The sequence below is a fragment of the Aliarcobacter faecis genome, assembly GCF_013201705.1.
GTDB lineage: Bacteria > Campylobacterota > Campylobacteria > Campylobacterales > Arcobacteraceae > Aliarcobacter > Aliarcobacter faecis.
The window spans coordinates 110,338-126,443 of sequence record NZ_CP053837.1 but is presented as its reverse complement, the minus strand read 5'-3'; the positions used below and the strand labels follow the sequence as shown (position 1 = coordinate 126,443).

The 16,106-nt window shown below is 27.0% G+C and carries 15 protein-coding genes; 5 read left to right on the top strand and 10 right to left on the bottom strand.

The features are described from left to right. Positions 1–11: 11 nt before the first annotated feature. Together lpxB and AFAEC_RS00640 are read right to left on the bottom strand one after the other, a co-directional pair. Positions 12–1,055: a lipid-A-disaccharide synthase gene (lpxB, locus tag AFAEC_RS00645; RefSeq protein WP_026806747.1), complete on the bottom strand. Its 1,044-nt coding sequence runs from the start codon at positions 1,053–1,055 to the stop codon at positions 12–14. Then, on the bottom strand, positions 1,052–2,128 hold the full coding sequence (locus tag AFAEC_RS00640; protein ID WP_026806748.1) for an epoxyqueuosine reductase QueH: 1,077 nt from the start codon (positions 2,126–2,128) through the stop codon (positions 1,052–1,054). The genes lpxB and AFAEC_RS00640 overlap by 4 nt, the downstream gene beginning before the upstream one ends. A 186-nt stretch (positions 2,129–2,314) precedes the next feature. Here AFAEC_RS00640 and AFAEC_RS00635 point away from each other — a divergent pair, with 186 nt between their 5' ends. Then, positions 2,315–2,590, top strand: a complete 276-nt coding sequence (locus AFAEC_RS00635) for a hypothetical protein (protein WP_026806749.1) — start codon at positions 2,315–2,317, stop codon at positions 2,588–2,590. 69 nt (positions 2,591–2,659) lie between these two features. On the opposite strand, the gene AFAEC_RS00630 is transcribed toward AFAEC_RS00635, so the two are convergent. Next, entirely contained in the window at positions 2,660–3,859 is a 1,200-nt protein-coding gene (locus tag AFAEC_RS00630; RefSeq protein ID WP_026806750.1) for an NAD(P)/FAD-dependent oxidoreductase, read from the bottom strand. A gap of 182 nt (positions 3,860–4,041) precedes the next feature. On the opposite strand from AFAEC_RS00630, the gene nfo reads away from it, so the two are divergent. Next, positions 4,042–4,884: a deoxyribonuclease IV gene (gene nfo / locus AFAEC_RS00625; protein ID WP_026806751.1), complete on the top strand. Its 843-nt coding sequence runs from the start codon at positions 4,042–4,044 to the stop codon at positions 4,882–4,884. 14 nt (positions 4,885–4,898) lie between these two features. Here nfo and AFAEC_RS00620 read toward each other — a convergent pair whose 3' ends face one another. The 3 genes from AFAEC_RS00620 to AFAEC_RS00610 are packed head-to-tail and all read right to left on the bottom strand — an operon-like array spanning position 4,899 to position 10,592. Next, positions 4,899–6,284, bottom strand: coding sequence for an efflux transporter outer membrane subunit (locus AFAEC_RS00620; protein ID WP_026806752.1), 1,386 nt, complete (start codon positions 6,282–6,284; stop codon positions 4,899–4,901). Then, on the bottom strand, positions 6,277–9,441 hold the full coding sequence (locus tag AFAEC_RS00615) for an efflux RND transporter permease subunit (RefSeq protein WP_026806753.1): 3,165 nt from the start codon (positions 9,439–9,441) through the stop codon (positions 6,277–6,279). Before AFAEC_RS00615 ends, AFAEC_RS00620 begins: the two co-directional genes overlap by 8 nt. Continuing rightward, positions 9,438–10,592, bottom strand: a complete 1,155-nt coding sequence (locus AFAEC_RS00610; protein ID WP_026806754.1) for an efflux RND transporter periplasmic adaptor subunit — start codon at positions 10,590–10,592, stop codon at positions 9,438–9,440. The genes AFAEC_RS00615 and AFAEC_RS00610 overlap by 4 nt, the downstream gene beginning before the upstream one ends. Positions 10,593–10,697: 105 nt before the next feature. Between AFAEC_RS00610 and AFAEC_RS00605 the strand changes: the two genes are divergently transcribed. Beyond that, positions 10,698–11,237: a TetR/AcrR family transcriptional regulator gene (locus tag AFAEC_RS00605; protein ID WP_026806755.1), complete on the top strand. Its 540-nt coding sequence runs from the start codon at positions 10,698–10,700 to the stop codon at positions 11,235–11,237. Between the two features lie 63 nt (positions 11,238–11,300). Continuing rightward, positions 11,301–12,500: a Bcr/CflA family efflux MFS transporter gene (locus AFAEC_RS00600; RefSeq protein ID WP_026806756.1), complete on the top strand. Its 1,200-nt coding sequence runs from the start codon at positions 11,301–11,303 to the stop codon at positions 12,498–12,500. Here AFAEC_RS00600 and AFAEC_RS00595 read toward each other — a convergent pair. Further along, a complete protein-coding gene (locus tag AFAEC_RS00595) occupies positions 12,492–12,773 on the bottom strand; it encodes a hypothetical protein (protein ID WP_225442383.1) in 282 nt (93 codons plus the stop codon). The genes AFAEC_RS00600 and AFAEC_RS00595 overlap by 9 nt on opposite strands. 105 nt (positions 12,774–12,878) lie before the next feature. Here AFAEC_RS00595 and AFAEC_RS00590 point away from each other — a divergent pair, with 105 nt between their 5' ends. Beyond that, complete coding sequence (locus AFAEC_RS00590) at positions 12,879–13,130, top strand: helix-turn-helix domain-containing protein (RefSeq protein ID WP_026806758.1); 252 nt, start codon at positions 12,879–12,881, stop codon at positions 13,128–13,130. 48 nt (positions 13,131–13,178) lie between these two features. Here AFAEC_RS00590 and dauA read toward each other — a convergent pair whose 3' ends face one another. The 3 genes from dauA to AFAEC_RS00575 are packed head-to-tail and all read right to left on the bottom strand — an operon-like array spanning position 13,179 to position 16,097. Next, the gene (gene dauA, locus AFAEC_RS00585) at positions 13,179–14,804 is read right to left on the bottom strand and encodes a C4-dicarboxylic acid transporter DauA (protein ID WP_225442382.1); all 1,626 of its coding nucleotides are present in this window, start codon (positions 14,802–14,804) and stop codon (positions 13,179–13,181) included. Between the two features lie 42 nt (positions 14,805–14,846). Beyond that, positions 14,847–15,488: a tetratricopeptide repeat protein gene (locus AFAEC_RS00580; protein ID WP_026806760.1), complete on the bottom strand. Its 642-nt coding sequence runs from the start codon at positions 15,486–15,488 to the stop codon at positions 14,847–14,849. Then, on the bottom strand, positions 15,489–16,097 hold the full coding sequence (locus AFAEC_RS00575) for a tetratricopeptide repeat protein (RefSeq protein ID WP_026806761.1): 609 nt from the start codon (positions 16,095–16,097) through the stop codon (positions 15,489–15,491). It abuts the gene before it with no gap. Positions 16,098–16,106 lie beyond the last annotated feature (9 nt).

Here is a 16,106-nt window from a genome sequence, read left to right as displayed (position 1 = left end):
CTAAAAGTAGTTTAGTTTTTTATAATCTCTGCTACATTTGCTGAACTACCCTGCTTTAGATACTCTCTTAAAAGCTTAGAATTTTCAAAAAATCTTACTTTATCCATAGTTTGATAATCAGTTAAAAGATTATTTACTGTTACTTCATTTTGTAAAAATTCACTATGGAGTTGCTCTTTCCCCATTTTTTCAAAAAAGATATTTGCAAGCCCCACAAAATTTAATTTTACAAAAGTTTTTCCTATAAAAAAATCTAGTTTTTTTGCAATATATGAAAGTGTAAATGGAGTTCCAATAAGGGCAGCTTCAAGAGTTGCCGTTCCACTACATATAAAAGCATATTCAGCCTCTTTTAGGGCTTCATGAGCATTTCTTGAAATTGTAAACTCTTCATGATTTCCATAAGTTTTTTTGATGTACTCATCATCAAATTTAGATGGAATTACTAAAATATACTCTTTATTTGGTATTCTTTTTACAAGCTCTTTAAAAATTGGCATAAGATTTGTAATCTCTGTTTTTCTACTGCCTGGCATAAAAACTATTTTATTAGAGTTTGAAAGCTCTGTTTTAAACTCTTTTATCTCATCTAAAAGAGGATGCCCTACATAAGATATTTTCTCTTTATTACTATAAAGTTCACTTTCAAAAGGTAAAATAGAACAAAGTTTGGAACAATTCTCTTCTAAAACTTTTACTCTTCCTTTTTTCCAAGCCCAAGCTTGTGGTAAGATATAATAAATTATCTCTTTATTTGGATATGTTTGTCGCAATTTCTTTGCTAATGGAAGATTAAAACCTGAACTATCAAGAAGTAGAACTTTATCACAATCTTTTGCTAAATTTACAAGTTCATCTCTAAGTTTAAAGAAAAACCTTAACTTTTTTAAAGCATCAACAAAACCCATGATTGCTAATGAACTCAAATCATAAAGGGGATTTCCTAGCTCTTTATCAAAAACTCCAACGAACTCTATCTGGCTTGGTAAATATTTCTTTAACTCTTTTAAATGAACATTTGATGAAGTCTCCATTGCACTTACTAAAATTTTCATACTATCTCTTCTTTTATATCTTCATAAGTTACACTATTTATAAAAATCTCATATTTTGAGTCAATAACTTCATCAACAACAATCAAAGCACTTAAATCATAAGGATTTTTCAAAATTTCATATCTTAATTTTACCTCTTCACAAAAATCTAAAGGCTTATAAATAAGCTCTTTTGTTGATTTATAATTAGTTTTTGCAAAATTATTAAAAGTTTTTAAAGTTATAAATTTTATCTCATCTCGATTAAAATAGAAAATTTCATCTTTTTCAAGCTCTACTTTTCCATTTGTAAAACCCTTGTTATTTATCACTGAATATGCAAAAACATATGAAGGAATTACCTCTTTATTTACTATAACTTTTCCACTCATTAGCCTATAATTTAGAAACTTTTGTTTAATTATTTTATACTCTTTTTTTTCATCTTCAAAACGATTTCTTTTCTTATAAAGTTCTAATCTTTGCTCTATTGATTCTGGCAGAATTTGGTTTGAAATAGGATTAAACATCTCATCCATAATCTTTTTTTGATTCTCTCTTTGAGCTGTTAATCCAAAAAGGCAACCACAATAATTTTGTCTATAAAGACTATTTTCTTTTACTCTAAGTCCTTGAATTTCTCCACCATTTCCACTTCTATAATCTTTGAAAATAAAATCAACTCCATACTTTTTTGTTAGATTATCTCCAATAATTGCTAATTTTTCTTGAGACTTTTTTGGTGATATAAGTAGAGTCGTTGTAAATTTATCACAACCTAACTCTTTGGCTTTTATAACACTATTTTCTAATCTATCATCATAACAAACAGTACATCTATCTCCTTTTTCAGGTAAATGTTCCATCCCTTTTACTTTTTTTAACCACTCTTCTAAATTGTAAGCTCCTTCAAGTAAAGGAATATTTAACTTTTTACAAGAGTATTCAACATCTAAATATCTTAATCTATATTCACTATAAGGGTGAATATTTGGGTCATAAAAGTATCCTACAAGCTTTTCATCTGGATACTCTTCTTTTATCTTTTCTAAAAAATAATGGCTATCAACTGCACAACAAATATGAACTAACAAAAATAAATCCTTTTAAAATGTTTTAAATAAATAAGCTATAATTATAGTTAAAATTTTTTAAATAAAGGATTTCCAATAAAAAACATACTATTCCTAACAATTATTCTATTTTTTATCACTGGTTGTAGCCAAAAAGAGCCTCAATTAAGCTCAAATAGTGCGACAATTTTATTTAAAACTCCTAAAATGAAGTTTCACGATAAAGGTTTTATTTTTAAATATAAAGATTATACACAAGTTCAAATATTTAATGCAGGAGTTGCTATTTTAGATATGAAAATTTATGAAGATAAAGTTTGTAAAAGCACTTTTAAATGTCAAGATATTGAAGTATTCAATAGTGAAAATTTAAGCCCTACTTATCCAAAAAATTTCTTAAAAAATCTTTTTGACAAGGGTGAAAAAGAGGTAATTCATAAAGATAATCAAAATGGTGTTTTAATTAAAATCATTAGGGATTAAAAATCTAAAATCCCTAACTCTTTTAACATCAAATTATATAGAAAGTTTTATCTCCAAAAGGAAAAACTTCTATAATCTTTTAAGTTTTGCATACCCTTTTTTAATCAATTTTAATAAAGGTCTTCTATATGAACTAAATACATATTTTTTAATTTCATAAGCCAATCTTCCTTTTACAGTTAAAAGCCCATAAATATCCCCTGCTGCAAATTTCCCACCAAGAGCAATTAGAATACCATCTAATTTTGGATCACATTTTATTAAAGGTTTTTCATCAATCAATCTTAATACATTTTTTCCTGCATTTGTTCCACTAATTCTTGCAATTGTTACATTTGGAGGCATTATTTCGCCTTTACTATTTTTAATCTCTGCAATATCTCCAACAGCAAAAATATTATCATATTTATCAGTTTGCATAAACTCATTTACAATAATTTGTCCTCTACCATTTCTAGCAACATCTAATTCACTAGAAATCGTTGAAGCTTCAATTCCTCCTGTAAATATTATAAAAGAGTGCTGAATTTTTGTTCCATTTGAGAATTTACAATAACCATCTCCAACTTCTTGAAGCTTGATTCCAGTTATTACATTTATTCCTAAATCTTTTAATCTTTTTTGAGAAATATTTATTAAATCCTCCTTTAATCCAGGAAGAATAGAAGATGAACTACTTATTAAAGAGATTTGTAAATTATCACAAGAGAAATTCCCTCTTTGAAAAAATTTATTTGAATAATGAGCCATTTCAGCTGCTATTTCAACTCCAGATAAACCAGCTCCAACAACCACAATATGAGTATCTGCACACTGTTTTAACTCATCTCTTACTTTTGCAAAAAGTTGTCTTTCAAAGCTTTGCTTAAATGTAATTGCTCTATGTAATTTTTTAATATCATCAGCATCATTTAATCCTGGAATTGATTGAGGAAAGAATGTTCTTGTTCCTGCTGCCATAATTAAATAATCAAACTCTACAGTCTCTTGCTCTTCTGTATATATTTTTTTTGCAGTTTGGTCAATTTTTCTAACCTTTAAGTTTTTAAACTCCAAATGATTATGATTAAACCCTTTACAAAGTGTTGTTAAATCTATTGTTACATCTGCAAAAGTTGAATTATTTGCTATTAAATCATAAACTTCAGGTTGTAAATTATGATATGTATGTTTATCAATTAAAGTAATTTTTATATTTTTATTTTTTACCAATTCGCCTAATGCATAAATTCCTGCATATCCTCCACCGATTACTACGACTCTCTTCATATAAGATAAACCTTTAAATTTTAATTGATTGTTAGTACAAATTTTTGTATTAATTTGGACAGAATAATAATACGTAATTCTATAATTAGCTCTTTTAGGATATGATAAAAAGTAACAAATATCTATAAAATTCTTTTTTAGAATGTTTATATATGTTACTTTTAGAAATAGTAGGAGTAAAGATGAAATATTTTGGTGCTCATGTAAGTGCTAGTGGAGGAGTATATAATGCACCTTTGAATGCTATAAAAATTGGAGCAAAAGCTTTTGCTCTTTTTACAAAAAACCAAAGACAATGGAATGCAAAAGCTTTAGATAATAAAACTATAGATTTGTGGTTTTTAAATCTTGAAAAAAGTAAAATTGAAACTAAACATATTTTACCTCACGATTCATATTTAATAAATCTAGGTCATCCAGATAATGAAGCTAGAGAAAAATCATTAAATAGCTTTATAGAAGAGGTTCAAAGATGTGAAATTTTAGCTCTTGATAAACTAAATTTCCATCCAGGAAGCCATCTTAGAGAGATAAGTGAAGATGAGTGTTTAGATAATATTTCAGACTCTTTAAATAGAGTTTTAGACAAAACAAGTGGTGTAAAACTAGTCCTTGAAAACACTGCAGGACAAGGAAGTAATCTGGGTTATAAATTTGAACATCTTGCTTATATAATTGATAAGATAGAAGATAAAAGTCGTATTGGTGTATGTATTGACACTTGTCATATGTTTACAGCTGGTTATGATATAAGAACAAAAGAGACTTATGATAAAACTTGGGATGAGTTTGGAAAAATAGTTGGATTTGAGTATTTAAGTGGAATGCATATAAATGATTCAAAACCACCTTTGGGAGCAAAAGTTGATAGACATGATAGTTTAGGAGCTGGACAAATTGGTTGGGACGCTTTTAGATTTTTAGCTAATGATTCTAGAATGAATGATATTCCTTTGATTTTGGAGACTATTGATGAATCAATTTGGGCACAAGAGATAGAAACTTTATATAGTTTTATCAATTAAGTAAGAAAATAGATTTAATCTATTTTCTCATTTCCTCCTAAAGAAGCATATAAACTTACTCTATTTATCAATTCAATTAGTTTCATATCTACTAAAGCTCTTTGTGTATCAAATAATATTTTTTGTGTTACTAAAACATTTAAGTAATTTCCTAAACCATATTTATATGAACTTAATGCCACTTCATAACTTTTTTTAGCTGTATTTACTAAATCTTCTTGTGCATATAATTGTTTACTTATATTTGCTCTTTCAACTAAAGCATCAGATACATCTTTAAATGCTGTTTGTATAGTTTTTTCATATTGTGCAAGAGCTATTTTTTGTTGAGCATTTGCATAATCTAAATTTGCTCTATTTTCTCCACCTTTAAATATTGGCAGATTTATACTTGGAATAAAAGACCATACAGTTTGAGAACCTCCATTAAATAAAGAACTCAAAGAGTTACTAGCAAGACCATAATCTGCTGTTAAAGTAATTGAAGGAAAAAATGCAGCTCTGGCAACTCCTATATTTGCATTTTTTGATTTTAAATTGTGTTCAGCTTCAACAATATCAGGACGAGAAAAAAGAACTTCTGATGAAATCCCAGCTTCTATTAACATCAAACTATTTTCACTATCTTTAAAACCAGTTGGCAATAAATCATTAGAAATAGTTGTTGATACTAACAGTTCTAAAGCATTTTTATTTTTTTCAATAATTGTTAAATGATTTAACAGATTAACTTCTGCTTCTTTTAAATTTGTTTGTGAACTAAAAACATCATCAATTAAAATAATTCCCATATCAAACTTTTTTTGTGTTAATTCAGCATTTAATTTTAAATTATTTATACTATTTTCTAATAGTTTTATTTGTTCAATATTAGATGAAAAAGTATTCCAAAGATTGATAACTTCTGATATTAAACTAATTTTTGTTGAAGTTGCTGCAAATTTTGTAGCTAAATAGCTCTCTAATGCAGAGTCATTTAAACTTCTTGTTTTTCCAAATAAATCAACCTCGTAAGAAGCTCCAAATTTTGCTGAGTATGTACGAGAAATTTCTGTTTGATTATTTGAAGTAACATCTCTTGCATTTGTATTACTTGCTTTTGCATCAATAGATGGAAAATATTTTGATGTTTCTACTCTATAAGTTGCTCTTGCTGATTCTATATTTAAAATAGCTATTTTTAAATCTTTATTATTTTCAATAGCTAATTTAATCAACTCTTTTAACTTATCATTTTTTACAAACTCTTCCCAATTTGGTTGTATATATTCTAAATTGCTATTATTTGTACTATTTTTAAACTCTTTTGGTATTACTGAACTATCATATTTAATATCTGGCTTTAAACTACAACCAGAAAATATAAAAATAGTTGTTAAGATAGATAAAAACTTAAGCATCTTTTATACCTTTTTGCTCTTTTTTTCTTACAAGCTTCGCTTGTTCGCTTTGTGTTGTAAATATTTTTTTAATTAAAACAAATAGAAGTGGAACATAGAATATTGCTAAAATAGTAGCTGTTAAAGTTCCTCCTATAATTCCAGTACCTATTGCAATTCTACTATTTGCTCCTGCTCCACTTGAAATTGCTAAAGGTATAACTCCAGCAATAAAAGCTAATGAAGTCATAATTATTGGTCTAAATCTTAAACTTGCTCCCTCAATTGCAGATTTAATTAGAGGTTTTCCATTTTTATAGGCAGTTTCAACAAACTCTATAATTAAAATAGAATTTTTTGCAACAAGACCAACTGTAGTTAAAAGTGCAACTTGAAAATATACATCATTATTTAATTCTCTAAAATAGACTGCTACAACAGCACCAATAATTCCTAGGGGAACAGCTAACAATACAGATATAGGGATACTCCAACTTTCATATAAAGCAGCTAAACATAAAAAGATAACTAACAAAGATAAACTATACAAATATATTGCTTGTCCACCTGATAATTTTTCTTGATAAGATAATCCACTCCAAGAAAAAGTAGTATCTGGATTATTAGCTTTAGCTAGTCTTTCCATCTCATCCATTGCAATTCCAGAGCTTACTCCATAATTTGCTTGTCCTTGAAATAAATAAGAGGCTAAACCATTGTATCTTGTTAATGATTTTTCAGCTGGTTGCCAAGAGATATTAGTAAACTCTTCAAAAGATACCATTTTATTTTCATTATTTCTAATATTCCATTGATATAAATCTTCTGGTTTTGCTCTAAATTGTGCATCTGCTTGAACATAAACTCTTTTTACTCTTGACCTATCAATAAAATCATTTACATAATTTCCAGCCCAAGCAGCACCTAAAGTATTATCAATATCTTCATAAGATAAACCTAATGAATATATCTTCTTTTTATCATAATTAAGTTTTAGCTCTGGTGTCTCTTCTGTACCTTCAACTCTTGCTCCAACTATTATTTCACTTGATTTTACAGTTTCTAATAAAGAATCTTTTGCTTTAAGTAGCTCTTCTCTTGTCATATTTGCACCTGCTTGTAGTTGAAACTCAAACCCATCTGAATTTCCAAGCCCAGGAATAGAAGATGGATTCATTACATAAACTTCAGCATCTCTTATAAAATATTTTGAGTTACTATCAGAAAAAGCTATCATTGCTCTTTGGGCAATAGCATCTGCATAATTATCTTTACTCTCTCTTTTACTCCAATTTTTTAATTCAATAAAACCTAAACCACCATTTTGTCCATTTCCAGTAAATGTAAATCCAACTATAGTAAAAATAGAATTAACACTATTTTTCTCTTCTATTAAAAAATAGTCTCTTATTATTTTTTCAACATTTTCAGAACGAGTTGCACTAGCTCCAACTGGAAGAGTAAATTGAAGCATCAAATCACCTTGATCTTCAGAGGGTACAAAACCTGTTGGTAATTTTAGGAAAAATAGAATTGTTACGGCAATTATTACAATATAAGCAACCATCCATTTTATAGGTTTATTTAGAAAATTAAAAATGCTCATTTTATATTTTCTTGTCAAATTATCAAATTTCTTATTAAACCAGATTATTGGACCAGTTTCTTTATCCTCTTTATGAGGTTTTAAAAATGTTGCACAAATTGCAGGTGATAAAGTGATTGCTACAATAACAGATAAAACCATTGAAGAGATAATTGTAACTGCAAACTGTTTGTATATAATTCCTGTTGAACCACTAAAGAATATCATTGGTAAAAATACAACTGAAAGAACTGTAGCAACACCAATTAAAGCACTTGTTATTTCACTCATAGCAATAATAGTTGCCTCTTTTGCTGGAAGTTTTTTCTCTCTCATATTTCTTTCAACATTTTCTACAACAACAATAGCATCATCAACCAGTAATCCAATAGATAATACCATAGCAAACATTGTCAAAGAGTTTATAGAAAATCCTAAAAAATTTAAAATGGCAAATGTTCCTAAAATTACAACAGGAACAGCAATAGCAGGAATTATAGTTGCTCTCCAACTATTTAAAAACACAAACATTACAATAACAACTAAAAATATTGCTTCAAAAAGTGTTTTTACAACTTCTTTGATAGATGCTTCAATAAAAATAGTTGTATCATAAGGATATGAGATTTTGTAACCACTTGGTAAATAATTTTCAAATGAAGATATATACTCTTTAACTTTTTTTGCTGTTTCTATAGCATTTGCACCAGAGGATAACTTTATACCTATACCACTTGCTTGATAACCATTTACTTTTGATATAAATGAGTAATCTTGACTTCCTAATTCAACTCTTGCAACATCAGATAAAAGTACATTTGCTCCATTTATATTACTTTTTACTACAATATCTTCAAACTCTCTTACATTTTCTAATTTTGTTCTAGATACAACATCAGCATTTAACTCTTGGTCTTTTAAGTGTGGTCTTGCACCAATACTTCCTCCTGATGCTTGTGTATTTTGTATAGCAATTTCTCTATTTATATCCGATGGCATTAAGTTATATGATTTTAATTTTTTAGGATCTAGCCAAATTCTCATTGCATATTCTGCACCAAAAAGTTCAACTCCACCAACACCATCTACTCTTGAAAGTCCATCTTTTATATTACTAATCATATAATCAGAGATATCATTTTCGCTAGATTTTCCTGATTCATCATGAATAGAAAGTATCATTAAATAATCAGTTTGAGCTTTTACAACACTAACTCCTTCTTTTCTAACATCTTCAGGAAGTCTTGGTAAAATTTGTTGGACTTTGTTGTTTACTTGAACTTGTGCAATATCTGGATCTATTCCTTTTTCAAAAACAACATTTATTGTTGAAGCACTCGAACCACTTGTAGAAGAAAAATATAATAATCCATCTAATCCTCTTAACTCTTGCTCTATAATTTGAGTAATACTATTTTCAATAGTTTTAGCTGTTGCTCCTGAATAAGTTGCTCTTATTTCGATAGTTGGAGGGGCAATATCAGGGTATTGTTCTACAGCTAGATTTTTTATAGAAAGTATCCCTACTAACATTATAATTAAAGATATAACCCAAGCAAAGATAGGATGATGAATAAAAAATCTAGCTATCATTTTATCTCTTCTTCTGAATTATTTAAATATAAACTATTAACATTTTTTGGAATAACTATACTTTTTTCACTTATCTTACTCAAACCTTCAATTATAATTTTATCTGTTTCCAAAATACCATCTGTTACAAGCCATTTATTTCCTATTGCTCTTTCTACGGTTATATTTTTTATTTTAATACTATTATCATCTTGTATAACAGTAACTATATAATTTGATTTTGCATCCAAAGTAACAGCTTGTTGAGGAACTAAAAAGGCATTAAAATTACCATTTTCTATTATTGTATTTACAAACATATTATCTAATAGTTCACCATCTGGATTTGAAAATTCTGCTCTTAAAGTTACATATCCTGTATCTTCATCAACTGATATTTCTTGAAGTTTTAGTTTTCCAGTATGTTTATATATTGTATCATCTGGTAAAATGATGTTTACATTTATATTATTCTGTTTTAAACTATCTTTATTTAATTTTTTTAATTTAAATAATTGATTATTAGACTGACTTAAATCTACATAGACTTTACTTGTATCTCTAATTGTAGTTAATGCATTTACTTGATTTTGAGAAACTAATGCTCCAACAGTATAGTTAGATATTCCAATAAACCCTGAAATTTGTGCTTTTATTTTTGTTCTATCCAAATTAATCTTAGCACTTTTAACTAAGGCTTTATTTTGCTCAACTAAAGCTAAGGCTTGTAAATATTCAGCTTTTGCATCATCTGCTTCTTGTTTTGATACTACATTAAATTTTACAGATTCTTCATATCTATCATTTTTTAATTTTAGTTTTATTAAATTTGCTTCTGAATTTTTTAAATTTGCTAAAGTCTCTTCATAAATAGCTTGATATGAATCTGAATCAATAATATATAAAACATCATCTTTTTTTACATAACTCCCCTCTTTAAAAAGTTGTTCTTTTATAATTCCATCAATTTGTGGTCTAACTTCTGATTTATAAATTGATTTTATTCTTCCTGATAACTCTTGTTGTAATGGAACTTCTTGTTTATTTAGTATTATATATCCAACTTCAATCTCATGTGTTTCTATTGAAGACTCACTAACTTTTTCACTATTACATCCAATCAATAAAACAATAAATAATAATAAAAATATTCTTTTTAAGTAAAAATACATCATTTAACCTTTATAATACATACGTATGTATTTAATATTCGGAATAGTATTTAAAGAAGTATTAAATTTTAATTAAATACTATGTAATTAAATAGGAGTTATAAATTGAGTACAAAAAGTAAGATAGATAAAAATCACTTAATAAGTATTATAGAAGAGATTATTTTAGAAGATGGTCTCTCAGGTTTAAGTATTAGAAAAGTTGCCTCAAAAGCAAATATTTCAATAGGTGGAGTTCAATATATCTTTGGAAATAAAGAAGAGATGATAAAAGCTGTTTTAGAAAAAAATGAAGAAGATTATACTCATCAAATAAAGATTTTATCAAAAGATGATACTTCTAAATACTCTCAATTAAAAGCACATATTGAATATATTTCAAATCATAATAGTACTAAAGAATTTGATAAAATATCTAAAATTATCACCATTCTTTTACAAGAAAAATTTGTTTTAGAAAGCTTACAAAATTGGTATAAAACATCTTTAGAATCTATTGATACAAATACAGAGGAAGGTAAAAAACTAAGATTGGCTTTTTTATTTTCTGAAGCAATGTTTACCCTAATAACTTTAAAATATATAGATTTATCTGATAAAGAGCAAAAAGATATCTTTGATGACTTAAAGAAATTTTTACTTTAAGTTTTTTTTGCTACACTTTCCATCTCAATACACTTGTATTGTAATATATTTTGAAAGATTTTTATGAAAAAAAGAATAATTAACTTTAAATTTATTATGGCTATTGCTCTAATTGAAATTCTCTGTTATATGGCTGTTGATATGTATTTAGCTTCTATGACAGATATTGCTGCATATTTTGGAACTTCTTATTCAAAAGTACAATTATCACTCACTTTTTATCTATTTGCAATGGGTATTGGACAGCTATTTTTTGGTCCAATTATTGACTATTTTGGAAGAAAAATACCTCTATTATTTGGAATTTCTTTATATGCTTTATGCTCTTTTGCTATTACAACTGCATCGAATATAGAGTTATTTTTATTATATAGAATTATCCAAGGTTTGGGAGTTGCTTTAATATATGTTTGTTTAATTAGTATGGTAAGAGATGTATCAAAAGGCAAATTAGCTGCAAAAATATTTGCTATTTTAATAACAATAGGAGCTATAACACCTATCTTAGCACCAGCAATAGGTGGTTATATAGACCAAGTTTTTGGTTGGAAAGCAGTATTTTATCTCTTATTTACTTTAGCTATTTTAATTGTAATTTTGTCTTTTTTTATACTTCAAGAGACATTAAAAGATGAAAAAAAGGTTATTATAGATTTTAAAAATATTTTTGTTATATATTTTAATATCATAAAAAATAGCAATTTTCTAATTCCTGCTATTGCAACTTGTTTGATGTATATGTTTGTATTTGGTTATATTGCAGGGGCTTCTTTCTCATATAAAGAGATTTTTAATCTTGATTCAAAAACATTTGGTTTAGTATTTGGAGCAACTGGAAGTGCACTTTTATTTGGAGCTTTGTTATCTACAAAATTGTTACAAATTTTAAATATGAAACAACTTTCAATAACTGGTTCAGCTATTATAATTTTTGGTTCAATAATAAGTTTTATAAGTGCAAATATACCTATGATTGGTTTAGATGGTATAGTAATTGGATTTTTTATCTCATTTTTTGGTTTAGGTTTAGCAGAAGCTAGTCTATTTTCAATAGCTATGTCTTCACAAAAAACTTCTTTAGGTGCAACTGCTGCCTTACTAGGCTCTTTACAACTTTTACTTCCAGCAACTTCAACTTTAATAGCAGGATATTTAGTAGAAATCTCTATTTTTTATTGGTTAGGATTCTTATTTATTTTAACTCTTTTATCATTCTTATTTACTTATATAGTTTTTACAAATAAAAAAAATATCTCAACTTAAAATATGATTTTTGATATCAGTAATATCAATTTGTGAATGTTGTAAATATTTTTTAATATAAAATAAAAAATCTCCACTTTCTAAGAAATCATTAAAAATCTCTTTTTCTATATATTTTTTATTAACTAGCTTTTTAAATAAATCTAAAATCTCACTTGCAGATTTTAGAGAGTTTGAAGAAATTAATATTTCAAATATTTTATTATATTCATCTTTTTTGTTTGTAGCAATATTTAAATTTGAAAGTTCTTTTAAAGATTGTTGATGATACATAAAAACTTCTATATATTTATTAACGACTTATATATCGTTGTTTAAATATTAGCAAAAATTATATTATCCACGGCTTAGATATATATATCGTTAGGAAGAATTTTATTGAGTGATGTAGTTGTAGATTTAGAAACTTATAGTGAAGAGATATTAAATATTGTTTCATCTAATGTTAAAAAATATAGAGAAAAGAAAGGTTTAACACAATTACAATTGGCCCTTGAAATTGGTATGAGTGGAAGTGCTTATTTAGGTCGTGCTGAGATAAGAAAGGATAATCACCGCTTTAATTTAGTTCATCTAGCAAAAATATCAAAAGTTTTAGATGTAGATATTAAAAAGTTTTTTGAAAAATAGATATTTACGTACTTTTATAATCTAAAACTATCAATATTATTTAATCTTTCACAAAACATTTTTCAAATGTTTTGCATAATCTATTGCAGCTTCTATTGAGGAGAAACTTGTAACATAATCTATTTTTGCTCTCTCTATCTTTTTGAATACTCTATTATTCAAACCAGAAAAAATAAGTTTCTTATTTTTTACTTCAAAACCATCAATAATAGATTTCAAAGCAACCATAGCAGTCATATCCATCATTGATACATTTCTCATATCAAGAATTACTATATTTTTTTCATCATTTACATTTAATAGAGTTTTTAAAGCCTTTTGAGCTGCTCCAAAAAACATTGGACCATTAATACTATATATTAAAATCTCTTTTGGTAAATCTGGATAATTAATTTCACTACTACTTACAAGTTCAATAGAGTATAAATCAATAGTTCTTTTTATAAATAAAATAGATGCCAAAGCTATTCCAACTGCAACTGCAACCTCCATATCTATTAAAACTGTCAAAGAAAAACATGTAAGTAATACATAAATATCATCTTTTGGTGCTGTTTTTAAAATATTAAAAAAGTGTTTAACTTCACTCATATTCCAAGCAACCATTATTAAAAGTGCTGAAAGACTTGCCATTGGAAGATAAGATATATATGGAGCAATAAATAAAATTGAAGCTAAAATAAATAAAGAGTGAACTATAGAAGAGAGTTTAATAGTTCCTCCTGAGTTTATATTTGCAACTGTTCTTGCAATTGCGGCAGTTGCTGGAATTCCTCCAAAAAATGGAACTACCATATTTGTAATACCCTGACCTATTAGCTCTTTATTTGGATCTGTTTTATTTCCTGTCATTGCATCACTAATAACAGCACATAAAAGTGACTCTAAAGCTCCTAAAATTGCTATTGCTATAGAGTGTGGTAGAAGTTTTAAAAATAGGTCAATATTTATCTCATGAGATGGTAAAAATTCCCAAGGAAAAGAGAATTGTAAAGGAATAGGAGGAATTCCATTTCCACTTACCCCATTTATATCATAAGTAAAAGTTGAATTTATTGTTGATATATTTAAACCAAATTTATAATTAAAATAGGCAACAAAGAGCGTTATAATACCTAGAGCAACTAAAGCTGAAGGAATCTTACTTTTTGTTTTTTTCCATAAAATTAAAATCAAAAGAGTAGAACTAGCAGTTAAAAATTCATAAAGATTAAAAGTATTAAAAGAGTTAAAAAGTAAAACAATTTTGTCAATATAAGTTCCACTAAAATTCTCTATTGTAAGCCCAAAAAAATCTTTTATTTGAAAAGTTGCAATTACTACTGCAATTCCTGAAGTAAATCCAACAGTTACGGGATAAGGTACAAGTTCTATTAAATTTCCAAGTTTTAAAAGCCCAACAATTATTAAAATAACTCCTGACATAAGTCCACATAAAAGCAGTCCAGTAATTCCAAATTGTTGTACTATTGGAATTAAAATTACTATAAAAGCAGCGGTTGGTCCAGAAATATTTACCTTACTACTTCCAAAAATAGCAGCTATTATTCCTGCAATAATAGCTGTATAAAGACCAAGTTGAGGAGGAACACCTGTTGCAATAGCAAGTGCCATAGATAGAGGCAAAGCTATTATTCCAACTGTAAGACCTGATAAAATATTATTTTTCATCATTTTTTACTCTTATAAAAATAGGATTTGCGACCTTATTTTAAATTATAAAACATATATTTTGTGGTTAAAATCTTCTATATTATCTTTAAGCTTTTTTTGCCAAAACTGATATTTAACTTGATCTCTTGATTGTTCAAAAAGTCCAGTTTTATATATATTTGAAAGCATCTCTTGAGCTTGTCTTACGCCTTTTTGCCCTGCAAAATCAAGCAACTCCAAACCTTTTTCTATATCGACTTTTGTATTTATCCCTTGAAGATAAAATCTTGAAAGCTGATATGCAGCAACTGGGTCAATACTACTTGCTTCTTTTAGAAGTTCAAAAGATTTATTAACATCTTTATTTACTCCTTCTCCTTTATAATATAAAAAAGAGATTGGAAGATTTGCATAGATATTTCCATTCTTCTTTGCAATATTTAAATATTTTACACCATTTGTATAATCTTTTTTATCTACATAATATGTCCCTAATCTTATTTGTGCAAAAGAGTTTGTATTCTCTATTTTTTTATAACAAAGAAGTTTCTCACTATCTTTTTCCATTTTTTGGCAAATATTCGCCTCTTTTAATGGTTCTTCATAATTATCACTAGAACCAAAACTTAACATTTCAGGCATTTTAAAAGAACATGCCGTAAACATTAAAGCTATAATTGTTGAACTTAAAATCTTTTTTTTCATCTATCTTCCGTAAATCTCTTTTATAAAATCTTTATTATTTTCATCTAATTTTGATTGCCAATATATACTCTTTTCAAAATCAGGATCAATATATTGAGAATTTGAATAAAGAATTTGTAATTGACTTTGTGCATCTCTTACCCCATTCTCACCAGCAAATTCTAAAAGCTCAATTGCATCTTTTATTTCATTATCCTTTAAATAAAAAAGTGATAGTTTATAAGCTGCTATTGGGTCTAATTTTCTTGTCTCTTTTAAAAGAGAAATTGCTTTTTTATCATCCATTTCAACACCAAAACCATTTATATAAAGCTCTGCAATTAAGGCATTTGCATAAAAGTTTTTCTGTTTTTTTGCTATTTCAAATCTATTCATTGCCTCTTTAAAGTTACCTTTATATTGGGCATCAATACCTAATCTTAATTGTGCAAAACTATTTTTATGGGCAATTAAATCATAACAATCTAGTTCTACATTAAAATTCTGATTTCTACACTCATTTGCAATTTCTTGCTCATTTCCTACTGCTTCAATTACCTTTGTATTTGAACAAGCAGCTAAAAAAAGTAGCATAAAAGTAAGTGTTAATGGTTTTAAAATTCTAGTCATTTTGCCTCT